At 44.1% G+C, this 24,137-nt stretch carries 22 protein-coding genes; 16 read left to right on the forward strand and 6 right to left on the reverse strand.

Annotation, left to right across the window (positions count from 1 at the left end):
• Positions 1-209: 209 nt before the first annotated feature.
• The gene (locus R7E29_RS22075; RefSeq protein ID WP_054576804.1) at positions 210-1,466 is read right to left on the reverse strand and encodes an aromatic amino acid transport family protein; all 1,257 of its coding nucleotides are present in this window, start codon (positions 1,464-1,466) and stop codon (positions 210-212) included.
• A 379-nt stretch (positions 1,467-1,845) separates the two neighbouring features.
• Here R7E29_RS22075 and R7E29_RS22080 point away from each other — a divergent pair, with 379 nt between their 5' ends.
• From R7E29_RS22080 to nirD, 11 genes are all read left to right on the forward strand, one after another.
• Positions 1,846-2,280: a GNAT family N-acetyltransferase gene (locus R7E29_RS22080; RefSeq protein WP_017634213.1), complete on the forward strand. Its 435-nt coding sequence runs from the start codon at positions 1,846-1,848 to the stop codon at positions 2,278-2,280.
• Positions 2,281-2,572: 292 nt separating this feature from the next.
• Complete coding sequence (locus tag R7E29_RS22085) at positions 2,573-5,236, forward strand: nitrate reductase (RefSeq protein WP_054576759.1); 2,664 nt, start codon at positions 2,573-2,575, stop codon at positions 5,234-5,236.
• Between the two features lie 20 nt (positions 5,237-5,256).
• Positions 5,257-6,162, forward strand: a complete 906-nt coding sequence (gene cobA, locus R7E29_RS22090; protein WP_054576758.1) for a uroporphyrinogen-III C-methyltransferase — start codon at positions 5,257-5,259, stop codon at positions 6,160-6,162.
• Complete coding sequence (locus R7E29_RS22095) at positions 6,159-7,112, forward strand: glycosyl transferase family protein (RefSeq protein WP_054576757.1); 954 nt, start codon at positions 6,159-6,161, stop codon at positions 7,110-7,112. Before cobA ends, R7E29_RS22095 begins: the two co-directional genes overlap by 4 nt.
• 170 nt (positions 7,113-7,282) lie before the next feature.
• Positions 7,283-8,200, forward strand: coding sequence for a dienelactone hydrolase family protein (locus R7E29_RS22100; RefSeq protein WP_048625125.1), 918 nt, complete (start codon positions 7,283-7,285; stop codon positions 8,198-8,200).
• 73 nt (positions 8,201-8,273) lie between these two features.
• Positions 8,274-8,855 (forward strand): ANTAR domain-containing response regulator, encoded by a 582-nt coding sequence (locus R7E29_RS22105; RefSeq protein ID WP_054576756.1) that lies wholly within the window; start codon positions 8,274-8,276, stop codon positions 8,853-8,855.
• A gap of 265 nt (positions 8,856-9,120) precedes the next feature.
• Positions 9,121-10,485, forward strand: a complete 1,365-nt coding sequence (locus tag R7E29_RS22110; RefSeq protein ID WP_054576755.1) for a CmpA/NrtA family ABC transporter substrate-binding protein — start codon at positions 9,121-9,123, stop codon at positions 10,483-10,485.
• Between the two features lie 72 nt (positions 10,486-10,557).
• Complete coding sequence (locus R7E29_RS22115; RefSeq protein ID WP_005375889.1) at positions 10,558-11,523, forward strand: ABC transporter permease; 966 nt, start codon at positions 10,558-10,560, stop codon at positions 11,521-11,523.
• 11 nt (positions 11,524-11,534) lie between these two features.
• A complete protein-coding gene (locus R7E29_RS22120; protein ID WP_005450080.1) occupies positions 11,535-12,371 on the forward strand; it encodes an ABC transporter ATP-binding protein in 837 nt (278 codons plus the stop codon).
• A gap of 10 nt (positions 12,372-12,381) precedes the next feature.
• Entirely contained in the window at positions 12,382-14,901 is a 2,520-nt protein-coding gene (gene nirB / locus R7E29_RS22125; protein WP_054574317.1) for a nitrite reductase large subunit NirB, read from the forward strand.
• Entirely contained in the window at positions 14,902-15,237 is a 336-nt protein-coding gene (gene nirD / locus R7E29_RS22130; protein WP_054576754.1) for a nitrite reductase small subunit NirD, read from the forward strand.
• Positions 15,238-15,335: 98 nt separating this feature from the next.
• Here nirD and R7E29_RS22135 read toward each other — a convergent pair whose 3' ends face one another.
• Positions 15,336-15,740 carry a PPC domain-containing DNA-binding protein gene (locus R7E29_RS22135; protein WP_054574315.1) on the reverse strand — a complete coding sequence of 135 codons (405 nt, stop codon included), beginning with the start codon at positions 15,738-15,740 and terminating at the stop codon, positions 15,336-15,338.
• A 1-nt stretch (position 15,741) separates the two neighbouring features.
• On the reverse strand, positions 15,742-16,317 hold the full coding sequence (locus tag R7E29_RS22140; RefSeq protein WP_005375904.1) for a TetR/AcrR family transcriptional regulator: 576 nt from the start codon (positions 16,315-16,317) through the stop codon (positions 15,742-15,744).
• A 284-nt stretch (positions 16,318-16,601) separates the two neighbouring features.
• Between R7E29_RS22140 and R7E29_RS22145 the strand changes: the two genes are divergently transcribed.
• The 4 genes from R7E29_RS22145 (at position 16,602) to R7E29_RS22160 (ending at position 19,398) form a co-directional block, all read left to right on the forward strand.
• Positions 16,602-17,216 (forward strand): glutathione S-transferase family protein, encoded by a 615-nt coding sequence (locus R7E29_RS22145; protein WP_054574314.1) that lies wholly within the window; start codon positions 16,602-16,604, stop codon positions 17,214-17,216.
• Positions 17,217-17,436: 220 nt separating this feature from the next.
• Entirely contained in the window at positions 17,437-17,697 is a 261-nt protein-coding gene (locus R7E29_RS22150) for a hypothetical protein (protein ID WP_017820228.1), read from the forward strand.
• 29 nt (positions 17,698-17,726) lie between these two features.
• Entirely contained in the window at positions 17,727-18,956 is a 1,230-nt protein-coding gene (locus R7E29_RS22155) for a PP2C family protein-serine/threonine phosphatase (protein WP_054574313.1), read from the forward strand.
• Positions 18,937-19,398 (forward strand): ATP-binding protein, encoded by a 462-nt coding sequence (locus R7E29_RS22160; RefSeq protein ID WP_025998580.1) that lies wholly within the window; start codon positions 18,937-18,939, stop codon positions 19,396-19,398. Before R7E29_RS22155 ends, R7E29_RS22160 begins: the two co-directional genes overlap by 20 nt.
• A 70-nt stretch (positions 19,399-19,468) precedes the next feature.
• On the opposite strand, the gene R7E29_RS22165 is transcribed toward R7E29_RS22160, so the two are convergent.
• From R7E29_RS22165 to R7E29_RS22175, 3 genes are all read right to left on the reverse strand, one after another.
• The gene (locus tag R7E29_RS22165; protein WP_025767706.1) at positions 19,469-19,660 is read right to left on the reverse strand and encodes a hypothetical protein; all 192 of its coding nucleotides are present in this window, start codon (positions 19,658-19,660) and stop codon (positions 19,469-19,471) included.
• Positions 19,661-19,694: 34 nt separating this feature from the next.
• Positions 19,695-20,030, reverse strand: coding sequence for an Hpt domain-containing protein (locus R7E29_RS22170; RefSeq protein WP_054576753.1), 336 nt, complete (start codon positions 20,028-20,030; stop codon positions 19,695-19,697).
• Between the two features lie 446 nt (positions 20,031-20,476).
• Positions 20,477-22,627 carry a serine/threonine-protein kinase gene (locus tag R7E29_RS22175; protein WP_054576752.1) on the reverse strand — a complete coding sequence of 717 codons (2,151 nt, stop codon included), beginning with the start codon at positions 22,625-22,627 and terminating at the stop codon, positions 20,477-20,479.
• 312 nt (positions 22,628-22,939) lie between these two features.
• Here R7E29_RS22175 and tagH point away from each other — a divergent pair, with 312 nt between their 5' ends.
• On the forward strand, positions 22,940-24,133 hold the full coding sequence (tagH, locus tag R7E29_RS22180; RefSeq protein ID WP_054576751.1) for a type VI secretion system-associated FHA domain protein TagH: 1,194 nt from the start codon (positions 22,940-22,942) through the stop codon (positions 24,131-24,133).
• Positions 24,134-24,137 lie beyond the last annotated feature (4 nt).

Below are 24,137 nucleotides of genomic sequence, written 5' to 3' on the forward strand. Positions count from 1 at the left end.
AACTATGCATAATGAAATGATTCAACCTTCGCACTTCGGCATTATCGGCCGTACCTGCATCGCTTCAGTACTTATGATTGCGGGTGTTTTCGCTCTTATTTAAGAGTCAAGGGTAACGATGATTACCTTTTAAAGAGTAAGAAAATTCAGGGAATCACCTTAACCTTGTGTAAGGTATTCCCCTGAAAATCCAAGCTAGTCTTTAGTTATTAGCTGAAGAAGCTAAAAATCAATGCACTTACCGCCACAATGCCTGCTGCTAGAACAAAGTAAGTAGAGACATTTCCTCGATATTGTTTCATCGCCTCGATTTTATACACCGCTAACATTGGCATAATAAATAAGATCATTGCAATAACAGGCCCTGACAATGCTTCCATCATACCAAGAATACTTGGGTTCATGATCGCGGCCGCCCAGATTGAGAAGAACAGTGCTGCCACGCTGATACGATCAACACGCTTCTCAGATAGGTTAAAATGCTTGTTAATTAAACCACTTAAGCTTTCACGCGCACCTAAAAAATGCCCAAGGAAAGATGAAGTGATAGCAACAAACGCTACTAAAGGACCAAGTGTTGCAATAAATGGATTATCGGTTGCGTTCGCTAAGTAAGACAATACGGATACGTTTTGTTCTTTTGCTTGAGCCAATTGTTCAGGTGACAGTGTTAGTACACAGGAAAATACAAAAATAAGAACAAAGGCAATCAGCATAATGCTAGTGCGACGAAGAATAACTTCGGATTTGGCATCTGCCTGCTTACCGTAATGGCGACGTTGTACATTTGCAAAGCTTGAAATTGCAGCTGCGTGACTAAACGAGAAAATCACTACAGGAACTGCTAACCACATAGTGCTAGCAAAAGCTGACGCTTCTGGCACATCCATGACAGGCATGGTCCAGTTCGGTATTAAGTAAAATGATAGAAAGGCAAGAATGGCAACAAGTGGGAACACCATGATGGCAAAGGCCCGTAGCATTACTTTTTCACCCGCCATCATAATAGCAATTAGTGCAAACACTAGTACGCCAGAAAGCAAAGGTCTAGGTAAAGAAGCCATATCAGCCTGATTTACCATGAAGCTATCTACTGTGTTTGTTATTCCAACCCCATATATCAACAGGATCGGGAAGATCGAAAGAAAATACAGCAGTGAAATAGAACGGCCTGCTTTCGCGCCGAAGTGCTCTTCCACTACATCAGTGAAGTCTGCGTTTTTGATCTTAGAAGATAGTACAAAACGAGCTAAGCCACGGTGCGCAAGATAGGTCATTGGAAAAGCAAGTACTGCCATCGCGACTAAAGGCCAAAAACCACCAATCCCAAGGTTAATTGGCAGAAACAGGATGCCTGCGCCAACGGCTGTTCCAAATAGGCTAAGAACCCAATGTGTATCATGTTTTGACCAAGCTGTGGTTGTGTTTATTTCACTAGGATTTAAGGCATTTCGAGATTCTTTCACTTTAAAACTCGCTTTTATAAAAATAATAATGCTGAAAATGGTAAAGGTTTTAGTGTTTATTATCACATGCGAAGCTTGGTGAATAATGCTGTGAACTTGGGGTGGTTGTAAATTATCCAACTATGAATTTTTCAATAAACCAGAATAAAGTTCTTAATTTTAATGCATTTAATGGTTGTATGTATTGAAATTTTCATCTTGTGTGGTTTTTGATTTTGCGGTTAAAACTTGATCACGGATGTATGTTCTAAGTGAGTTAGGCCTAATTTTCAGGAAGAATATTACATTTCTTAAGCACTTAATTGAGATGTTTGTGTCCCGTCATTTAGATGAGATTTAGGTATACTGCTGCCATTCATGTTAAAGAAGGAGTCATTGAATGGACATCTTGTCTGCGCAAAAAGAGGACTTATTTGCCATATATAAGCTCGAAAATACTTTATTTGGAGAACACGCCTATCCTCAATTTTTCTTTCGGCAAGCTTTTGATTGTTGGGGAGAGAGTTTACTGGTAGCAAAAGAGGGAGAGCAGGTCGCAGGGTATATATTGCTAACGACTAGCACAAATGCACATCAATATTGGATCATGTCATTGGCCGTCGATATTCAACATAGAGGTAAAGGTATTGCGCGTTCCCTCCTAGAAAACGTTATTGCGTCGTTGACGTTAGGCTCAAGCGTGAAATTGACTGTCGATCCTAAGAACCAACCTGCATTGTCTTTATACCTCTCCCTTGGCTTTAAAACGTTAGAAGAAGAAGCGCATTATTTTGGTGACGAAGAATCCAGGTTAGTTATGGAATTAGTAAAGTAATACTGCACGATAATGACCGAAATTTGCACACAATCAGTGCGTAGCATTACGTTGCTATAATTGGTTTTAAGCTAACCATTTGTATGGTAAGGGTTTTTAATCTTGGCACCTCACTTGCTTTACATAAACGTTCATCGATAACTCGATGCGCCGCTCTTAATAGCAGGCGAGAGCGGTATAGGGTATTACTTTTTGAAAATGTACTAACAGCGTTAAAGGCATTGCTGCCTCTCTCGATTCGGGAGAGGCTTTTTTTTGCTAGTAAGTTGGGCTGAATCACACTGGAGGTGTTATGTCGCAAGGATGCAAAAAAACCACTTGTCCCTATTGTGGTGTTGGATGTGGTGTCGAGGTCAATGCGAAAGGAATCGTTGGGGATGCGTGTCATCCTGCAAATGCGGGATCACTGTGCGTGAAGGGTGTCGCGCTGGCAGAGAGTTTGAATATGCCTTCGCGCTTGTTGTATCCAAAGCTTGTCACCAAGCAACGACCTCAAGGGCAAGAGGTGCAATGGCAACAAGCCACGGATCTGATTGCTGAAAAGATTCATCAAGCGAAAGCGGAGTTTGGACCGGATTCCGTCGCGATGTACGTGTCAGGGCAGTTGTTAACGGAAGACTATTACGTCGCCAACAAACTCATGAAAGGCTATGTTGGCAGCGCAAACATCGATACGAACTCGCGTTTGTGTATGTCTTCGGCGGTTGCGGCTCATGTACGAGCATTTGGTGAAGATGTCGTTCCCGTCAATTACGACGATATTGATAAGACTGAGCTATTGATCATTTGCGGTGCTAATACCGCTTGGACGCACCCTGTTTTATTCCGACGTATTCAACAAGCGAGAGAAAACAATCCTAACCTCAAGCTGGTGGTCATTGACCCGCGTGAAACGGTCACCGCACAGCAAGCGGATTTGCATCTACCGATTAAAAACGATGGTGATGTGTCACTCTTCAATGGGCTGCTCAAGTTTCTTATTGAACAACAATTGATTGATTCTGAATACATAAATTCTTATACCGACGGATTTAATGCACTTAGAGAAGAAGTTTCTGATTTGCGTTACGATGTCACTAATTTGACGTCTTCCATTGGCATTTCAGAAGAAAAACTCACGACATTCTTCCAATGGTTTGCGCAAAGCCCAACCGCAATTACGTTGTTTTGCCAAGGGGTAAACCAAGCCGAAAATGGCGTCGACAAAGGCAATGCAATCATTAATGCACACTTGGCGACGGGTAAAATTGCCAAGTCAGGTTGTGGGCCGTTTTCTATTACAGGTCAGCCCAATGCGATGGGTGGGCGAGAAGTCGGTGGATTGGCAAACCAGTTAGCGGTTCATCGTGCTTTTGACGCAAAGTCTATAAAGCAAGTGCAGGCGTTTTGGGATTCACCAGAAATTGCCACTCAGCCCGGTTTAAAAGCTGTTGAACTGTTTGAGGCGGTAGAACGTGGTGAGATTAAAGTTCTCTGGATCATGGCAACCAATCCTGTTGTCTCTTTGCCAGATAACCAATTGGTAAAACGTGCACTAGAGATTTGTCCGTTTGTGATTGTTTCCGATATCACAGCGGATTCGGATGTAGCGCATTACGCGGACCTATTGCTACCCGCCGCTGGCTGGGGGGAGAAGCAAGGCATGGTGACCAATTCTGAGCGTCGACTTTCAAGGCAGCGCCAGTTTCAAACGCCTCCCGGTGAAGCAAAATCAGATTGGTGGGCGATAAGCCAAGTTGGGCAAGCTCTGTGTGCATTGGAAAAGACACAAAATGGCTTTGCGTTTACTTCTGAGCGGGCGGTATTCAGGGAATATGCCGCGATGACAGGCATGAATGCAGATTCGCCATTGAAGCTAGATCTTTCTCAATACGCCAACTTAACCGAGCAAGAATACGAAGAGTGGGTGCCGACACAATGGGGAGGAGAGCGCCCTTTTGCTGATGGCGTCTATTCACACCCAGATGGAAAAGCGCGTTTTGTCGTGACCAGTGAATCTCCAACGCGCTTAGAAAGAACAAAAGGCTGGTGGCTCAATACGGGCAGGCAACGTGACCAATGGCATACCATGACGCGCACAGGGCATATCGCCCACCTTGCCGCCTCAGAGTTAGAACCAACCGTGTACATGAACACGCTCTCTGCCACTCAAAATCGCTTAAAAGCAGGACAGCTCACCAAGCTGTTTCAGCCTGCTTCAAACACCGGTATTTATGCCAAAGTTGCCATTGATGAAGGTTTGGGTTTTCAGGAGCTGTTTATGTCAATGCACTGGGCGGGTCGATATGGCGGTGAAAGTAGTGTTAATGCGATAGTAAACAGCGCAAAAGACCCTATTTCAGGGCAGCCTGCATTTAAGTCGTCTTATGTTGAAGTGCAAGACGCCGCGGTCAAAACCTACGGTATGTTCATCGGTACACAGTTTGATTCCGGTAAATTTATCTACAGCGCATTTCAAGCAGAAAGCAATTTGGGCATTTGGCGCTTTGCACATGATAAGCGACCAAAGAAGCAGAGTTTTTGTCGAACGGAAAAGAGCCGCAGAATTACGATAGATATTGCCCAAGGTTGGCTAGCGGTGGACTATGACCTTGTTGGAGACGTGCGTATCATTCGCTCTGTTTTGGTGGTGTCTAGTGAACCGATTCAAACCGACTACACCAACTTTACCGGCTTGATTGGCAAGCCGATGGAGCTATCGCAACTGCTTACCATCACTCAATCGCAAAGCAGTGCCAAACTGGTTTGTAGTTGTTTCCGCGTTACCGATAAACAAATACATGACGCGATGGAGAAACAAGACTGCACGTCAGTGACCCAACTTCAAAACAAACTCAAATGCGGTACTAACTGTGGCTCGTGCGTCTCTCAAATCAAACAAATGGTCGACAGCCATCAGCATCAAAAGGGCAAACAGCAAGCGAACCAGCAAAGTTTGGCTATTCAAATAAAGTAAGTCATAAAGAGGATAAGCACATGGAAGCGCCTTATCAAAAGTCTTGGTTTAAGAAAGGACAAGCGAGTCAGAAACAAGAACGCTCGTCTCGCTTTTCTAAGCATGATCAAGCAAGCAAACTGAACCAACTTTTAGAAGACCATTCACTAGACCTGGACGCGAACCACAAAGGTTTTGTCTCGATTGTCGGAGCAGGGCCGCACGATCCTGACTTGTTAACGGTAAAGGCTGTGAAAGCGATTATGTCGGCAGAGGTACTGTTGTACGACCGTTTGGTTAACAAAGATATTTTGGAGTTGGCTTCGCCACAAGCCGATTGGATTTACGTGGGCAAAAGATGCGGACAACCTAGTATTGGTCAGGAAGAAATTTGTGACTTGATGGTATCGCTCGCTCAACAAGGAAAGCGAGTTGTGCGCTTAAAAGGGGGAGATCCTTTTGTATTTGGCCGTGGAGGTGAAGAGGCGTTAGCACTCGTCAAACACTCAATCGCGTACGAAGTCATTCCCGGCATTACCGCTGCGATTGGATGTTCAGCAAACAGCTTGATTCCGCTGACTCATCGTGGCGTTGCTCGTAGCGTTACCTTTGTGACGGGGCAAGTGGTAACAGGCGCATTTGAAGCGTGGAGCCAACTGATGCAAAGCGGACAAACGTTAGTCTTCTATATGGGGTTAGAAAAGTCATCGCAAATACAAACGAGTTTAATAGGCTCTGGTTTGAGAGAAGATTTTCCAGTCGCGATCATCACTCATGGTTGCAGCCCTCAACAACAAGTGCATGTTACCCAACTCAATCAGCTCAATGAGTTATCGATTACACTTAAAGGCATCAGCCCAGCATTGATTGTGATGGGAGAAGTTGTCAAACTGCGCGAACAACTAATAGAAACCGTACAGTCAGTGACGGAATACGAGGGAATATGAGCAGCATTTTGGAGTGTATCAGAACAGTCGGTCGTGGCGAACGTGGTAGAAAACCACTGAACTTTGACCAAGCGTTTCGAGTTATGGATGAATACCTAAACGGAGAGTGCGATGATGATCAAATGGCAATGCTGCTGATGCTGATCCGCGTACAAAACGAGACTCAACAAGAAATCGCTGGCTTTGTGAAAGCATTCCAATCCCGCATGCCTGCTATTGGTGCAGACATCGACTGGCCATGTTACGCAGGCAAACGTGAAGCGGCAGGTCAGCCTTGGCTCCTGTTAGCAGCGAAGATCCTTGCCGATAATGGTCATAAAGTGCTGATGCATGGCTATCACGACCGTCAATCTGGACGTTTACACGCAGAAGATTACCTCGACAAGTTTGCTATCGAGAAAGCGGAATCAGCAGAAGAAGCAAAGCGTGTCTTAGAAACACAAAACATCGTGTATCTACCGCTCAGCGCATTTGCTCCACAAGCAGAAACCATGATCGGTTGGAAGAATCGTTATGGGCTTAGAACGCCGATTAATACCGTGGTTCGAGCATTGAATCCGGGGCAAGCAACGGTTGGTATTCGTGGTAGCTTCCATCCTGGTTTCCAACAACTTCATGCAGAAGTCGAATATGAAATCGGTCAAACCGCTCACGCTGTTGTGTCATTCAAAGGGCAATCGGGCGAATCAGAATACAACCCGAAAGTAAGCCAAACGGTATGGTTAAGCCAAACAAGCGGCGTGACATTGCACTACTGGACGGAGCAAATGCTGTCTGAGGTGCCAATGCCTACGAACTGTCCGTTTGGGACGTCAGAAGATGACATGAACCAAATGGCGAATACGGTTTTGGCAACGATGACAGTTGTACTCTTTGCTCAAGTGCACGATAGGGAACACGCCTTTGAACATGCGTTTACTTATTGGGAAAACTATTGTTGTGGCAGTTAATCCTGTGACGAGCTAACCGCGAAACGTTGTTGGATCGGAATCCTTTATCTATTGTTTGTGTAAGCTTGTCAGTGATGTATTTATCACTTGAAGTGTCTCACAGCTGATTGGGGCAAACATCAGTGAGGCCTGATGAGTTTACTTTTCGATAAGAAATGAGGACAAGGATAATGGTTCTAAAGCACTCAAATTCTAACAACAAGGCGTCACATCCCATTCCACAAGAAGCTTTCGATTGGTATGACGAATACGCACATGGCAAAATCTCTCGTCGAGAGTTTCTCAACCGTCTTGGTGGCCTCGCTGTTTTAGGTTTTAGTATGACGGCCCTGGTTGATGCTCTGACTCCAAATTATGCACTCGCAGAGCAAGTTTCCTTTAATGATCCTGAGATCAAAGCAACCTATGAAACCTTTGCTTCGCCCAATGGACATGGAGAAGGTCGCGGCTATTTGGTTGTGCCACAAAAGAAGACCTTAAAATCGCCGACAGTGTTGGTGATTCATGAAAATCGAGGTCTAAACCCATACATCAAAGATGTCGCCAGACGACTCGCGAAAGACGGCTTTATTGCTTTCGCTCCTGACGCGCTTTATCCACTCGGTGGCTATCCGGGGAACGATGATGAAGGTCGCGCCATGCAGAAAGAGATGGACAGAGCCAAGATCGAACAAGATTTTATTGCTGCTGCTAATTTCATTAAACACTACGAGGGTGGGAACGGTAAATTAGGCGCGGTTGGGTTCTGTTTCGGTGGATACATCGTTAATATGCTTGCAGCGGTAATGCCAGAAGAGCTGGATGCAGGTGTGCCTTTCTACGGAACACCGGCGGCGCAAGAGATTCAAAAGCAGGTCAAAGGGCCGTTGATGATTCACTTCGCAGGGCTCGATAAGCGCGTCAACGACACATGGCCTGCCTATGAGCAGCAATTGATCGCGAACGATGCGCAATATCAGGCGTTAATGTATGAAAACGTCAACCATGGCTTCCATAACGACTCAACGGCTCGCTACGCTCCGGAAGAAGCGGCGCTCGCTTGGGAGCGTACACTCGGCTTCTTCAAAGAACATCTTGCCTCTAGTTAAAATGCTTCAGCTTTAGTTGGCACATTCCTTGTTATGTCTCTCTTAGTGAGTGAGATATAAACAAGGAATGTGCATGACTCAATCAACGTCAAAAACACCCATCATAGTATGCTGCGATAGCCTCCAAGAGCAGGCTCGATTGTCCGGCTTATTGAGCAAAGATTACGACAACATCATGGGTTGCCAATTGGCACAACTAGAAACGTTAATGCAACGAGAACCGTCAGCAAGCGTTGTGGTTGGATGGCAGCAACCAACCGCGGAACTACGTTTGATCGTCGATTTCTGCCGTAGAAAATCGGCACCACTTCTTATCGTCTTAAAGCAGTTATCATCTAATGATATCAATCGGTTATCAGAAAAAATGGACTATGTGCTCATGCCGCACGATAGTGAGTTTGCGCTTCAGCCTTGGATTGAACATGCGACACTAGTGAGAGCGAAATTCGAAAGTATGCAATCGGAAATTGAATCGCTAACCCATAAGATTGAAGAGCGCAAGCTGGTGGAAAAAGCCAAGGGTCTGCTGATGAAGATGCACAGCGTTGATGAAGATCAGGCTTATAAAGCGCTTAGAAATTCAGCCATGCAATCGAGCCAAACGCTCGCACAAGTTGCCAAGAATTTGATAACTACTTTGGAAGTATTGGATTAGTTGCTCTACCACTTTGGGGTTAGGGTGCATTTTCTAACGTGGTGCGTGTTGCACTATCAGCAAGCAATAACAGGGAATAAGAAACGGTAGAACAAGCTAATTCATTGTATTTAATGTGAAAAATAAGTTGGCACAGTAATTGGATTAGTAGAATTGGGTTTATTGTTGAATCGCTTATCTCAATTATCAACGGCGGTAATTGTAGACTTAGCAACGGCGCTACTGCTCTTCGGAGTAGTGGCGCTTTTTTTATGGGAGCAAACCAATGAAATGGAGTTCGATGCTGAAAGTGTCAGCAATTTCGTTATCGGTATTCACCACGGTCAGCGTAAAGGCAGAGTTAGGTGAGCCAGAAATTGAAGACCTGAAGTTTGGTTTTATTAAGTTAACCGATATGGCACCGCTGGCGGTTGCTTATGAGAAAGGCTTTTTTGAAGACGAAGGCTTGTACGTCACTTTAGAAGCACAAGCAAACTGGAAGGTGCTATTAGACCGAGTCATCGACGGTGAGCTTGCTGGCGCGCACATGCTCGCTGGTCAGCCATTGGGCGCAACGATTGGTGTTGGCACAAAAGCAGAAGTGATTACTGCGTTCAGTATGGATTTGAACGGCAACGCAATCACGGTTTCCAATGATACTTGGGAGAAGATGAAGCAATACATTCCAAAGCAACCAGATGGCAAGCCAGTTCACCCAATCAAAGCGGATGCACTGAAGCCTGTGGTCGACAGCTATCTGGATAAAGGCAAACCGTTCAACATGGGGATGGTGTTCCCTGTATCGACGCACAACTATGAGTTGCGATACTGGTTAGCGGCAGGTGGGATTCATCCAGGCTTTTACGCACCAGACTCAGGCGATAACAGTGGCCAGTTGGATGCTGACGTTCTTTTGAGTGTTACACCGCCACCACAAATGCCAGCCACAATGGAAGCGGGCACGATCAAAGGGTACTGCGTAGGCGAACCATGGAACCAGCAAGCCGTATTCAAAGGCATTGGTACGCCAGTCGTGACCGACTACGAAATCTGGAAGAACAACCCAGAGAAAGTGTTTGGTGTTTCCAAAGCTTGGGCTGAGAAGTATCCAAACACGCACATTCGCGTAGTGAAAGCCTTGATTCGAGCTGCACATTGGTTGGATGAAAACGACAATGCCAACCGCCAAGAAGCAGTGAAGATGCTATCAAAAAGCGAATACGTTGGAGCCGATGCCGAAGTTATCGCCAACTCGATGACCGGCACATTTGAATACGAGAAAGGCGACAAACGAGACGTGCCAGACTTCAACGTGTTCTTCCGTCACAACGCCACTTATCCGTATTACAGCGATGCGATTTGGTATCTGACTCAAATGCGTCGCTGGGGACAAATCTCAAGCGAGAAATCCGATGATTGGTACATGGATGTGGCGAAAGAGGTTTACCGTCCAGATATCTACCAACAAGCAGCTCAAGCACTGATTGAAGATGGTGTGTTGAGCAAAAAAGACTTCCCAGATTTTAGTGCTGAAGATGGTTTCCGTGCGCCACAAACACACTTTATCGACAACATCGTTTATGACGGTCGCGAGCCAAATAAATATCTAGAGAAGTTCTCTATCGGGCTTAAAGGAAAAGACAAGGTTTAACCATAACGATAAACGCCACAAGCGAGGGAATTCGCTTGTGGCAACAAGGATGTAAATTTCTTAGGAGTGAGTATGTCTAGTAATGTCATTTCCCTGTTTCCTGCTAAGCAGGTAGTGAACCGAAGTCGGCTGGTGCTTTTGCCCGTCATTGGCTTGCTGATCTTTTTGGCAATGTGGCACTTAGCAGCGAGAGAAGTGCAAACTTCATTAGGTACGCTACCGGGACCTGTGCAAACTTTTCAGCAGTTCAGCAACCTTGTCGATGACCATTGGCAAGAGCGAGAAAAGGAACAAGCGTTTATCGAACGTCAGGAAAAACGTAATGCTGCGAAGTTAGCCAAGAATCCGGACGCGGAAGTGAAGATTCGTCCCTACACAGGTAAACCGACGTTCTTCGACCAAATCATAACAAGCTTAGTGACCGTAACTGCGGGCTTTTTGCTGGCGACGGTTATCGCGATTCCGCTTGGCATCGTGCTTGGTCTTAATCAAGGGCTGTATCAAGCGTTCAACCCAATCATTCAACTGCTCAAGCCCGTATCACCTTTAGCTTGGCTGCCTATCGTCACTATGGTTGTAAGTGCCACTTATGTGAGTGATGACCCGATGTTTGCTAAGTCGTTCATTAACTCTCTGATCACTGTAGCGCTGTGTAGCTTATGGCCGACGCTGATTAATACCGCAGTGGGTGTAACGAGCGTTGATAAAGACTTAATCAACGTGAGTAAAGTGCTTCAACTTTCGTGGTGGCAGCACATTCGCACCATCGTTTTACCTTCTGCCATTCCAATGATCTTCACCGGTTTACGTCTCTCTTTAGGTATCGCTTGGATGGTATTGATTGCGGCAGAGATGCTTGCGCAGAACCCTGGGTTAGGCAAGTTCGTTTGGGATGAATTCCAAAACGGCAGCTCGGCATCATTGGGTCGTATTATGGTCGCCGTCATCACAATCGGCTTTATTGGATTGATGCTCGATAGAGGCATGTTGCAACTTCAAAAGTGGCTGTCTTGGAATAAACAACAAGCGTTGAGATAAGGGAAAAGATCATGGAAAAAGCATTATTAGATCTAACGCGTTTAGGGATGCGATTCCCAACGCCAGATGGCGAGTTCATCGCGCTTAAGAACGTCGATTTACAAATCAATAAAGGCGAGTTTGTGTCTCTAATTGGCCACTCTGGCTGTGGTAAGTCAACGGTATTGAACTTAGTCGCTGGGCTACACATGCCAACAGACGGCGGCGTGATCGTCGATGGACGAGAAGTAGCTGGACCGGGACCCGACCGCGCAGTGGTGTTCCAAAACCATTCATTATTGCCTTGGTTAACCGTGTATCAAAACGTTGAGCTCGCAGTAAAACAAATTGCCGGCAAAAAGGGCAAAGCGTGGATTCAGGAGCAAGTGAATCACTATTTGGAGTTGATTCAAATGCAGCATGCCGCGCACAAAAAGCCGGACGAAATCTCGGGTGGTATGAAGCAGCGAGTCGGCATTGCGAGAGCACTGGCACTTCAACCGAAGGTTTTGCTGATGGATGAACCATTTGGTGCGTTGGATGCGTTAACTCGTGCGCACTTACAGGATGCACTGATGAAGATCCAAGCCGAGCTAAACAACACCGTCATCATGATTACTCACGATGTGGATGAAGCGGTGCTGCTATCTGACAAAATCGTGATGATGACTAACGGACCGGCAGCAACCATTGGTGAAGTGTTAGAAGTGAATCTACCTCGCCCTCGTGAGCGTGTCGCACTGGCGGATGATGCGCAGTATCAGAAGTGTCGACAAGCGGTGCTGAAGTTCCTTTACGAGAAGCAATCCAAAGTCGAGATTCCTGCTTCGAAAGAAGACAAACCCAAAACTGCAGCGCAAACGGCATAAGGAGGCAGCGATGAACAGTCCTTTAACGATTCCAGTAAAGAACGCATTGAGCCACATCGTTGTGGTAGGCAACGGTATGGTCGGGCAACACCTCGTCGAGCAATTAGTGCAGAAAAACGCGCATTTGGAGCACCGAATTACCGTGATTGGTGCAGAGCGTTTTATCGCGTATGACCGTGTACAGTTGTCCTCTTTGTTTGCGGGTAAGTCTCATGATGATTTGATGCTGAGTAACCAAGAATGGTACGACATGCATGGCATCCAACTCGTACTTGGCAGCCAAGTAACAGGCATCGACAGAGAGCAAAAGCGCATTCTGCTTGATGGTGAAGATGTGCTGGGTTACGACGAACTTGTGCTCGCGACCGGTTCTTACCCATTTGTGCCGCCAATTGAAGGTAAAGACCGAGACAACGTGTTTGTCTATCGCACGCTTGATGATCTTTCACAAATCAAAAAGGCATGTGAAGGCGCAAGAACAGGCGCAGTGATTGGCGGCGGCTTGTTGGGTTTAGAAGCGGCAAACGCACTCAAATTATTGGGGTTAGAAACTCATGTTATTGAATTTGCGCCTCGCCTGATGCCCGTGCAGTTAGACGATGGTGCTGGCTTAGTGCTAAAAGAGAAGATTGAAGCGCTGGGGCTAACCGTTCACACCTCAACGGGTACGGAACGAATCTGCGATGGTGAAACGGCTAAGCATCGTATGGTGTTTAAAGACAAAGATCCTCTCGAAGTGGATGTGATTGTCTTCTCCGCAGGCATTCGTCCTCAAGATGAGTTGGCAAGAATAGCTGAACTAGAAGTAGGCGAGCGAGGCGGCATTGTGATCAACAACCAATGCCAAACCAGCGATGAGAACATATACGCGATTGGCGAATGTGCCCTTTGGGAGCAGAAGATCTTTGGTTTAGTCGCACCCGGTTACACCATGGCGAGAACCACTGCCGATGTCCTGACTGGTATGCCAAGCGAAGGTTTTAAAGGCGCAGACATGAGCACCAAACTCAAGCTGCTTGGGGTGGATGTGGCGTCTATCGGCGATGCACAAATGCAAACCGAAGGCGCACAAGAAATGGTATTGCAAGATGCGGTTGCAGGCATCTACAAAAAGCTGGTGGTTGATGCGAGTGGTACCCAATTGCTTGGTGCGATTCTCGTCGGTGACAACAGCGACTACGACGCGCTTTTGCAGTGTTATTTGAACAAAACAGTCCTGCCAGACCACGCAGCGAACCTGCTGTTTGATACCGGAATGCTGGACGGAGAGATGCCAGACAGCGCTATCATCTGCTCTTGTCACAACGTCACAAAAGGCGACTTAGTTGCCGAGATTCAAGCCGGCACTACCAACCTGACAGACCTTAAAACCAACACCAAAGCCGGTACTGGCTGTGGTGGCTGTAGCAATATGGTGAAGTCGGTATTGGATACTCAATTGGCAGCCATGGGGGTAGAGGTTAACAACCACCTTTGTGAGCACTTTGAGCTCAGTCGCCAAGAGATGTTCCATATTTGCCAAGTGGAACAAATCAAAGACTTCGACACCTTAATTGCACTGCATGGCAAAGGGCATGGGTGTGATATTTGTAAGCCTACAGCGGCATCTGTGTTTGCTTCTTTGTGGAATGAACACATCATGGAACCACAGCATCAATCTCTGCAAGATTCTAACGATGCTTTTATGGCAAACCTACAAAAAGATGGCTCTTACTCGATTGTGCCTCGTGTTCCGGGCGGCGAAATCACACCAGACAAACTTATCGTGTTAGGCGAAGTTGCTCAGCAATACGATTTGTACACCAAGATCACTGGCGGTCAGCGCGTGGATTTATTTGGTGCGCAGTTAGAACAGCTTCCTGAAATCTGGCAAACCTTAATTGATGCTGGTTTTGAAACAGGGCATGCCTACGGTAAATCGGTGCGCACCGTGAAATCTTGCGTCGGCTCTACTTGGTGTCGTTATGGTGTTGATGATTCGGTTGGTTTAGCCATTGAGTTAGAGAACCGTTACAAAGGATTGCGAGCGCCCCATAAGCTTAAGTTTGCCGTATCGGGCTGTACTCGCGAGTGTGCAGAAGCGCAAAGTAAAGACATTGGGGTGATCGCCACCGAAAACGGCTGGAATCTATACGTTTGTGGTAATGGCGGCATGAGACCACGACACGCTGATTTGTTTGCATCCGACTTATCTAAATCAGAGTTGATCACCATGATTGACCGAGTATTGATGTTCTACGTCAGCACCGCAGATCGCTTGCAACGTACGTCGGTGTGGATGGAGAACATGGAAGGAGGCTTAGATTACCTTAAACAAGTGATTTTGGATGACTCTCTGAATCTATGTGACTCGTTGGATGAACAAATGGCGCGCGTCGTAGATACCTATCAATGTGAGTGGAAGAGTACGTTGGATAATCCTCAAAAATTGCAACGGTTCCGTCCTTTTTTGAACAGCACGTCGGGCAGCAAAGTCTTGCCGTACCAACGTGTGCGCGGTCAGCGTATTCCAGTGAAACAGGAGGTGTAAATGGCAGCTTTAACCAAAGTGAAATTGTGCCAGCTTGATGACTTAATGCCGTTCATCGGTGCCACTGTATTGATTGAAGGCGAGCATGTTGCGTTATTCTACATTCCTGATAACGGTGTTTACGCTGTTCAGGATTGGGACCCAATTGGTAAGGCTTATGTGATGAGTCGAGGGATTGTCGGTGATATCGATGGTGAGATGTGTGTTGCATCACCGCTATACAAACAACACTTCAATTTAAAGAGTGGGCAGTGTTTGGAAGACGAAGCGCACTGTCTAAAAACGTGGCAAGTAACGGTCGACGATGATCAGGTTTGTTATTTAGTCGAAGAATGATCCTCGAAATTAGCTTGCTCGATATGAGTAAATTCTTAGCGTAAGAGACAAGCGAATAAAGCTCCAGAGACAGCACAGTATGGCTCTGGAGCTTTTAATTATTTGGAAGGGTTCACTTGTAGTTCGGTATAGCCAGTCGAGTCGTCCATCGCTCTAGTGAACTCAAGTTCTGAGTAAGAATGGATGATCAATTCTGCGGTGGTATCTATAACCGTGCCTTCCATTAAATGCCCACCCCAAACTCGTCCTTCACGATCAGACACCGAGATATGAACGTGCTGATGCTCAGGCGTTAGGGTTCCCATCACAGAGACGATTTCAAATGGTTCTTGTTTGGTTAACGTACTCTCTGCACCTGCCAAACGAAGGTTGAGGTGAGAGACACAGCCAACGCATGAGGCAATCGAGCCTGCTTTGATACCATGCTGCTCGACCAATTTCGCTAAGATCAGCTTTAAGTCCATGCCCTTGGTAAGACGTACTGCTATCACTTCAATCGACATGTTATTTCCTAATCAATACCAGCAAGCAGGAAAGCGCCGTATCCAAGTCGGCATAACGTTTGGCTTTGCCAAGTACGCGCATGCCTTGCATGTTGTTGAGAACAAAACGAGCAAGCTCTTCTGGTTTAAGCGTTTTCGGCACTAAGGTTTCTTTTTGCGCATTGGTCAGCGCATCTGCAATGATGTCGATAAGATGGTCAAATAAGAAATGCCCTTTACGCAGCACATCATCGTCTTCGCCAGCGTGCTCAATCAACGCATTTTGGATAAAACACCCACAGTTACGTTTGCGCTGCAGCTCAGCAAAGGATTTGAGGAACGATTCTAACTCAGGTAAAGACGCGTCGTCTTTTTCCAAATCATTCAGTGACGGTAGCGAGACCTTTTTCAAGTAGGTATCGAGCGCTTCGTAGTAGAGCTGTTGCTTGTCACCATAGGTGTTGTAAAGACTGAAGCGGTTGATGTTCAACTCGTCGGTGAGATCCGAGATAGACGTGTTCGCAAAGCCCTTGCGCCAAAACACATCCATAGCCACGAGAAGCTTTTCATCTCGGTCGAAGTTGGCTTTTCTTGCCATAAATTACCTGCCTGGGTCTGCTTATCGGGTAATTAAATTGCTTTGGAGGGATGGTACAGAGAACCTCTAGCGTTCGAACTGAACCAATATGATGAATACCCATCTATTCTTGGGTATCAGCCCCCAAATTCATGTGAACTCACAAACGGCATCAAAAATCTCGCTCAGCAAACAGACCCACAACTGTTTGAAAATTTTTGATAGTGAAGTTCTTGACTGATCGTTTATAAACTGGCTACAGTATATCCTAACCAATCGGTTAGAAAAAGATAAAAGGATGTGAAATGAAGCTCTATGAAACCGCAATGACTCCAAGTTGTAAGCGAGTTAGCATTTTTCTAAAGGAAATCGGTGGCGAGGTTGAGCGAATTGCGCTGAACGTTCGTGAGGGCGATAACCTATCTGAACCGTTTAAATCGAAAAGCGTGAACGGCAAAGTGCCTTTACTGGAACTGGATGATGGTACAGCGATCTGCGAAAGCGTGGCGATTTGTCGCTACCTAGATGAAGCGTTTGAAAATGATCTGGCGCTGTTTGGTGCTAACCAGCTTGAACGTGCTCAGGTGGAAATGTGGCATCGTGTGGTGGAGTTCCAAGGACTAAATGCGGCATTTCAGGCGTTTCGAAACATGACCGGAGTTTATGGAGACAGAGAACGTTGCGTTGAAGCATGGGGCGAAGAATCAAAACAACGCGTCTACGAATTTCTGCCTGTCTTAGACAAGCGCCTTGAACATAATGATTTTATCGCCGTAGACCATTTTACTATCGTCGATATAACAGGCTTTATTTTGATCAGTTTCGCAATTAAAGGCCTAGAAATTGATGTGCTATCGACGTCGCCAAACATTGCTCGATGGTATAACCAAATTTTAGCTAGACCTGCATTTCAGAGTTAATGTATTGCAGCGAGTGGATGATAGCTCGCTGCTACCACCTTACCGATTCTTAACTCAGCAGGATATTCAAATTTTTTCAGATTTTTCTTATTTTTTCTCCTATCGCCTATAATTGGAAAAACAACCTCAATTTGCTTCGTTGCGTTTTAGAGCCTTGAGCTCTTGGTCCGTAGACGCTCTCTTTCATCATGGAAAGTCTAATAATAGACAAGGAGAGGTCATGAGTATTCAAGTGAAAACTATCAATAATATTCTAATCGCCCTGTTAATGGTTTCGGTTTTTGGTCTATTCGCACTGTACCTCAATTACACACAGCAGAATGAACAGATTGAAAGGCTGCAAAGTCAGTTAATCGAAAAAGAGCATCAGATACTAATTTCTAATGAAGCGTTGTCTTACACTCGATATCAACACCAATTATTAGCCGAAGACTACAGCCGTTTTAGAAATGAGCAGTCAGTGACTAGTGTTTTGCGTTAGCCAGTAAAGCAACCGTATTAAGGCGGAAGATGAAACCCATTCTTTTGGTCGATGACAGTAAAACAGTACTGCTTTACATCAGCAGTGCATTGGAAAAGCAAGGCTATGAAGTGCTTGCTGTTGAAGACGGACGAGCGGCGCTCGAAGTGCTAACCCACCGCCCTGATATTCAGTTTGTGCTGAGTGATTTAATGATGCCTGGAATTAATGGTATTGAATTGTGTCGCCAATTAAAATCTAAAGTTAGCGAACGTTACATTTTCTTTGTTCTACTGTCTTCTAGAAATGACCAAAGTTCGATCGTGAAAGGCATTGATGCTGGCGCAGATGATTTCGTAGATAAGAAGACGTCTGTAGAGGAACTTCAGGCCAGAATCCGTGCGGGGTTTCGTACTTTAGAACTGCACAACAAACTCGTTGAGAGAAATAAAGAGCTAGATGCGGCCTATCAAACAATTCACCAAGACCTACAGTCTGCTAGTCATCTGATGGAGCAACTACTCCCTGCTGAATCAACTATTCAGAATGTAAATTTTAGCTATGTCTACAAACCATGCTCCCAGATTGGTGGTGATATGTTGGGGTATTTGGAGCTCGATGAACGACATGTTGCGTTTTATGTATTTGATGTTTCTGGTCATGGTATTTCTTCAGCTTTGATGGCTTTTTCTATTCAACAGACGCTATCTCAAAGTCAGGGGCCTGATTCGATCACGATGGAGTTGAGAGATGACGGCTATTGCGTAAGTGAGCCTGCATCTGTGATTGAACGGCTAAATCGGCGTTATCAGCAAACTAGAAACAGTCAACTTTACTTTACTATGGCTTACGCCATTCTTAACACAAAATCAGGGCAACTTAGCTATTGCACGGCTGGCCACCCCAGGATCTTAGTTTGGCGAACGAGTACGAAAACGATGGAACAGATAGGTGACGATAACTTTATCGTTGGTGCAATGCAGCCGATGGAATATATCGGTAACCAAATTAGTCTGGATGAGGGCGATGCATTGTGGCTTTATTCGGATGGTTTGATTGAAGCGAGGCAGGGTGAGGAGATGTTTTCACTACAACGATTGGCATCGAGTATAAAAGCTGTTTGCACGCTGACAGTTGAAGACCAAGTGGGAGACGTCTTTAAAAAAGTACAATCTTGGCATAACGAAGATGAGTTTGATGATGATGCCAGCCTTTTACAGGTAAAATGGCATGGTGAGAGGCTCGATTTTAAGGAAAAGAATGTCAAAGAGCGAATTTAAACGAACTTACGGGAGCTCCCTTACTCACTCACGAAGTGCGAGCAAAGACGTTGTTCGGTTTTTGATGGGTCATCAAATCCCCTTAAATGCAATTCAATCATTGGAGCTTTGTGTCGTTGAACTCATGAATAACGCTTATATTCATTCTTACAGTGAAATAGAAGGCCTACCAATTGAAGTGGAGTGTAGGGTTGGGGATGACCAAGTGTCCGGTTTCGTGGAACTGAGAGTCTCTGATTGCGGAGCGCCGATCAATGAAAAGACGTTCATCCAACATAAAAATAAACAGATTGAGGCACCTAACTTAATGGATGACGATAGTTGGTCCTCCTCAGGTCGCGGACTGATGTTAGTCGCTCAATTATCTGACCTGTTTACATTGGAAAAAGGTTTCGAAAACAATACGTTTGTTGTAGTGAAAAGGAATAGGGAGAGAAACTAACAACCAAGCAAAGTCGATTTGCTTCACTTGGTCCCTAGCGTTAATCTGACGGTTGCGTTGTATATCATTGTTATTTTGTATTCGTTGTTGGTGCCGGTGATAGTAACGCCTCCAACTCTTCTGGTGTTAGAATATCACTGATGTTTAACATATTACTTTCATCATCTAGCGCCATCTTTGTACGGCTAAGTAAGTACCTTTTTTGAGTTGGTGTTAAGTCTTTGAGAGACTCAATCAACTCCCTGAAATTGCTATTATTCATTGCCATATTTCCCCCAGTTAAGCCTTGAATTTCTTTATTGCATATTCTTCAAGTAAGTGAAGATTTGTTGATTAATTGCAGCTAGCTCTTTAGTAACTATAGCTATATCTGAGCTATCTGGCGCTGTATCGTTTCTGGTTTTTTCTTCTATTCTTTGAAACGCAATGACCGCGGTGTCTTCTCCGAAACTCTCTAGAATGCCCTTTAAACTATGCGCTAATAGATAGAGTTCTGACCAACATCTGCTTGTATATAGCTCATCTATACGCTCTATATCATTCGTGTGATCTTCAAGGTATGTAGAAAAAACAGTGACGATCAGATCTACGTCGTTATCCATGTATGTATTGAGAACATCAAAATTAATCATGTATACCCCTATTAAACGTTGAGGTAGAGGAATGTTTCGGATAATGAAGGCTTAGCCGAAGGTATGAATGGCATAACCAGTATTTGAGCAGAAATAGTTTGCTTGTCGCTTGAGATAAACTTACAAAAAGAAAGTCATTGTTAAAGATATTTTGACTTATATCCAAACGGCAATGGTCGAAATGTAGGGATGAAAAAACTTCAACTCGCGTGTTTTTAACACAAGTAGCAAAGGGGATGTTTCCAAGTAAAACGCCGAGTCGGTAAGTGTCTTGCAGTCCTAGTTTAAGGCTATCGTTACATACGGACGCCAGACGTTCGCCAACTTTGACTATTCCTTCAGTCAAGGCTAACTCTCCTCATTAAGTACAAGTATAAATTAGCAATCTAGTTGCATATTGGCAAGTAATCTACGGCAAAAAAGGGACTCGCGTCCCTTTTGTATTACTAGCTTTGCTTAGAGTCCTGTTCTATTTGCTTCATAAGCTCGTTGGCTTTCTTCATAGCGCGTCTTGCGCTTGAAGTCCTTCGCTTATTAAGCAATATATCGGAGAAGCGTAAGTATTTATCAGCAGTTTTGAATCTTAAATCGTTAACATCCTGAAAACCAATAGGAAAGTTTTTCGAGAACAGATCCACATCCTTCACCAAGTTATCTAGATGAGTTGTCGTCCTTGCCTTTTCTAGGCGAGAATAAAAGTTTTCAAACTCTTCTTGGAACAGGATTCTAGCGGCATCTTCTGGAAACGGTAGAGGGCTGTTGGAATCTAGCGCTGTCTCATATAATTTCATTTCCAGCACTGCATCTTTCATCGCATTACTTATCTGTAAGTTCTCTTGATGCTCTTCTACGTTTGAAAAGAAGGTGTTCCCAACCTTAATAAGAGCAACAAGTGCAGCTGCGTCTTTCTTTTTGAGTGCTTCAGTGAGGTGCTGACCGAAAACATCGCTAGATAACGAACTTGGCGTGAAAGGATAACCTTGATGAATCTGATTTAACTCATCCTTGAGCTCATAGATGGATTTACTGCCGTCTTCTTTACTGTACCGAGACTTTTCAAGTTGACTGTTGATTTGCCTTGCTATCGAAAGTAACGTGGAGTGCTTGCTTGACTGAATATCTAAGGCAAGAACTTCTATTTTATGTGAGTCAGGGTAGTAGGTTTTTGCTTTATCAAGTATGGACTCAATTTCATCATAATTCGGGTAGTTGTTGGCATCAGAATTCAAAACCTGATCAATTTCAGATTCAAACTCGCTGAGAATATAGGTCTTGTGTAAGCGTAATAAGCCAGCCTTAACGACTGGATGTAAGCTTTTTTCACTATCAATCAGTGCCAAACTTTTTTCTGCTGGCGTATCAAGCTGCCACTCTTGTCCGGCAATTTGATCATTTTGCTTGCTAATAACGGTTTCCAAAGTGGCGATGGTTTCTTGTTGCTGCTGATAACCAAATACAATGCCGCTAACTAATAATATACTCGCTGCCGCGCCGCTAGCGATAGGCCAATAGCGCATATTCAATTTGCGTTTCAACTGCTCAGGGGTCAGCTCGTTCGGAATGATGCCAGTTGAAAATACGCTTGAAAATATTGGCCACTTAGATGCGGGCATGTTAGTTGGTTTAGAGACCTTGATCTTCTGTTTGAGAGCTTCATTAACTGGAGTTCTTGCGTAAGGGTGTTTGCAACTCAATAACTCGTAAGCAATACAAAATAGAGCAAACATATCGTCGCTTAAGTTCGGTTCCTTACCGGATAACAGGTTGAGTGATGCATAGTTGGGAGTATAACCAAGCGTTTCAACATTTTCGGATTTACGTTTAGCCGCATATTGATCCTGCTTTAATTGATGAGTTTTAGATACACCAAAATCAAGCAGCTTAACGTTACCCTCAGACGTTAAAATCACATTAGCGGGCTTTAGGTCGGCGTGAACTACACCAAGAGAGTGAGCATATGAGAGTGCATCGAGTACCTGATTTAGGATTGATAAAGTTGCATTAAACTTCAGCCCATGGGGCCTAGAACGCTGTATTAAACTCTCTAATGTTTCTCCGTTAATATACTCCATAACTAAAAAGTATATTTCGCCATCAACACCAAAATCAAAAACCCTAATGATATTAGGGTGGCTTAACCTTTGAGTTTGTTGAGCTTCACGTATTAACATGCGTGCAGTCTCTGGTTGAGAAGCAAACTCTTTCTGTAATATTTTTAACGCAACGTAGGGTGTTTCTGAACCTGAAGATTCAAGAATCTTATCTTTAGCTAAGTAAACATCGCAAAGCCCACCATGCCCAATAACCGACTCAATTTCATACCGATTTTTAACGGTCGTTCCTATTAAGCTTTCGTTAATAACATCTTTGTTATTATTTAATGGGTCATCTTTATTGTTTTTTTTCTTATTAACTAACGGAGTGTTTTCTTTTTGAGACAGTTTTGTATTTGTTTCATTTTTATTTTTAACGGAGGTTTCATTATTAGTGATTTTGGTTGATTTAATTGCATTGTCTCGTTTTTGAGTCTTTACAATTTTAGTTTTATCTCCGCTTTCTTCGTTATTTATAGAATTGTTTTTATTACTGTCTTCCATCACAAGAACTCCGTATAAATGATGGGGGAATATATACCTTTCTGCTCAATGAAAAGTCATTATGTTAGAATTTCTCGGCCAAACTAACATTCGTTTTTTTATTGATGAAAGTCTAAGTGTCAAAAATTTGAACTTGGTTGGATAATTAAAATTGTTGAACAATACGTGATTGCTTTGATAAAAAAATGATTCATTATTCCGTGCATGATTTTCAATGGCAGTATTAAGATTTTTATTAATCTTACTGTTAATAAGAAAGCAGTTAATAATAAAATTAAAAATAATATCTAGCAGGTCTTTGGCGAGGTTTACATGAAGTTGGTTTTAACCATAACAAGTTTTCACAAATTTACTCCAGAGATTGAGAGTGAGTTCGTGTTTGAGTCAAGTGATGAACATGCCAAGGTTACATTTGGTAGGTCTGAACAATGTGATTGGACACTACCAGATCCTGAAAGAGTGGTATCCGGAACCCACGGAGAACTGATTAAGTTTGGTGACAAATACTTGATAAAAGACCTCTCAACTAATGGTACTTTTGTAAATAATGCTGTAACTCCTGTGGGTCAAGGAAATGAAATAGCACTAAGCGATGACGATATGGTTAGCTTAGGGGATTATCAAATTTCAGTTTCTATTCAAACAGATACAGATGTATTCAGTCTTGAGACAAGTAAAAGTCTTTCTAGCGCACCCCCTGAAGTAGTCTCAAGTCCATCGGAAGCAGAATTTGTTGACCTAGGCCTTAGTGCTAGTGAACTCTTAAACGAAAGTGTTCCTTCTGACTTTCAGCTAGATATTGGTTTAGTCGATGATTTTATTGATATCCCAAAGCCCGAAAAACAGAGCACCGTATCTGAAACTTTACCGAAAGTTAACCGACAATCAGAACACCTATCGACTCCCAACTTTGATACCAATGGGGGTGAACTTGCGGCTTTTGTTAGAGGGGTGGGTATAGATCCAATGATGATTCCCAGCGATAACCGAGAGGAATGGTTCGAACAACTGGGGGAGTCATTTTCTTTGATGCTAGTTGGTTTAATGGAAACACTGCATAACAGAGCAGTGTTTAAACAAACAAATCGACTTAGTCATACCGCATTTCGTAAGTCAGAAAATAACCCTTTAAAGTTTTCTGCAAACTTAGAAGATGCGATTCATAACTTATATAACCGTCAAACCGCTAGCTTCTTAAAGCCAAATGCAGCCATTAAAGAAGCATTTAATGACATCGAAAGTCATGAGCAAGCCTTAATGAAAGGTGTTGAAGGTACGGTTTCGAGTGTTATGTCACTTGTTGAACCTACTTCTATATACTCAGATGCTTTAGCGAAAGACACGGTTATTAATATGGTTATTCCAGCTAGAAAATATGCTCAAAGTTGGAAGAGGTTTGAGGATATTCATGAAAAGTTATCCGATGATATTATCAATAAAGAGTCTCCGTTCTATTTAGAAGACTTCGCTAAGCACTATGAATTAGCATTAAAAAACAAAGGCTAGGAAT

It is taken from the genome of Vibrio sp. Vb1729 (assembly GCF_033338655.1).
GTDB classification, from domain to species: Bacteria; Pseudomonadota; Gammaproteobacteria; order Enterobacterales; family Vibrionaceae; genus Vibrio; species Vibrio alginolyticus.

Bases quoted from the DNA above. Each gene is read 5' to 3' on its own strand.
- R7E29_RS22080 (WP_017634213.1), top strand. From the start codon at position 1,846: ATGGACATCTTGTCTGCGCAAAAAGAGGACTTATTTGCCATATATAAG.
- R7E29_RS22085 (WP_054576759.1), top strand. From the start codon at position 2,573: ATGTCGCAAGGATGCAAAAAAACCACTTGTCCCTATTGTGGTGTTGGA.
- cobA (WP_054576758.1), top strand. From the start codon at position 5,257: ATGGAAGCGCCTTATCAAAAGTCTTGGTTTAAGAAAGGACAAGCGAGT.
- R7E29_RS22095 (WP_054576757.1), top strand. From the start codon at position 6,159: ATGAGCAGCATTTTGGAGTGTATCAGAACAGTCGGTCGTGGCGAACGT.
- R7E29_RS22100 (WP_048625125.1), top strand. From the start codon at position 7,283: ATGGTTCTAAAGCACTCAAATTCTAACAACAAGGCGTCACATCCCATT.
- R7E29_RS22105 (WP_054576756.1), top strand. From the start codon at position 8,274: ATGACTCAATCAACGTCAAAAACACCCATCATAGTATGCTGCGATAGC.
- R7E29_RS22110 (WP_054576755.1), top strand. From the start codon at position 9,121: ATGAAATGGAGTTCGATGCTGAAAGTGTCAGCAATTTCGTTATCGGTA.
- R7E29_RS22115 (WP_005375889.1), top strand. From the start codon at position 10,558: ATGTCTAGTAATGTCATTTCCCTGTTTCCTGCTAAGCAGGTAGTGAAC.
- R7E29_RS22120 (WP_005450080.1), top strand. From the start codon at position 11,535: ATGGAAAAAGCATTATTAGATCTAACGCGTTTAGGGATGCGATTCCCA.
- nirB (WP_054574317.1), top strand. From the start codon at position 12,382: ATGAACAGTCCTTTAACGATTCCAGTAAAGAACGCATTGAGCCACATC.
- nirD (WP_054576754.1), top strand. From the start codon at position 14,902: ATGGCAGCTTTAACCAAAGTGAAATTGTGCCAGCTTGATGACTTAATG.
- R7E29_RS22135 (WP_054574315.1), bottom strand. From the start codon at position 15,740: ATGTCGATTGAAGTGATAGCAGTACGTCTTACCAAGGGCATGGACTTA.
- R7E29_RS22140 (WP_005375904.1), bottom strand. From the start codon at position 16,317: ATGGCAAGAAAAGCCAACTTCGACCGAGATGAAAAGCTTCTCGTGGCT.
- R7E29_RS22145 (WP_054574314.1), top strand. From the start codon at position 16,602: ATGAAGCTCTATGAAACCGCAATGACTCCAAGTTGTAAGCGAGTTAGC.
- R7E29_RS22150 (WP_017820228.1), top strand. From the start codon at position 17,437: ATGAGTATTCAAGTGAAAACTATCAATAATATTCTAATCGCCCTGTTA.
- R7E29_RS22155 (WP_054574313.1), top strand. From the start codon at position 17,727: ATGAAACCCATTCTTTTGGTCGATGACAGTAAAACAGTACTGCTTTAC.
- R7E29_RS22160 (WP_025998580.1), top strand. From the start codon at position 18,937: ATGTCAAAGAGCGAATTTAAACGAACTTACGGGAGCTCCCTTACTCAC.
- R7E29_RS22165 (WP_025767706.1), bottom strand. From the start codon at position 19,660: ATGAATAATAGCAATTTCAGGGAGTTGATTGAGTCTCTCAAAGACTTA.
- R7E29_RS22170 (WP_054576753.1), bottom strand. From the start codon at position 20,030: ATGATTAATTTTGATGTTCTCAATACATACATGGATAACGACGTAGAT.
- R7E29_RS22175 (WP_054576752.1), bottom strand. From the start codon at position 22,627: ATGGAAGACAGTAATAAAAACAATTCTATAAATAACGAAGAAAGCGGA.
- tagH (WP_054576751.1), top strand. From the start codon at position 22,940: ATGAAGTTGGTTTTAACCATAACAAGTTTTCACAAATTTACTCCAGAG.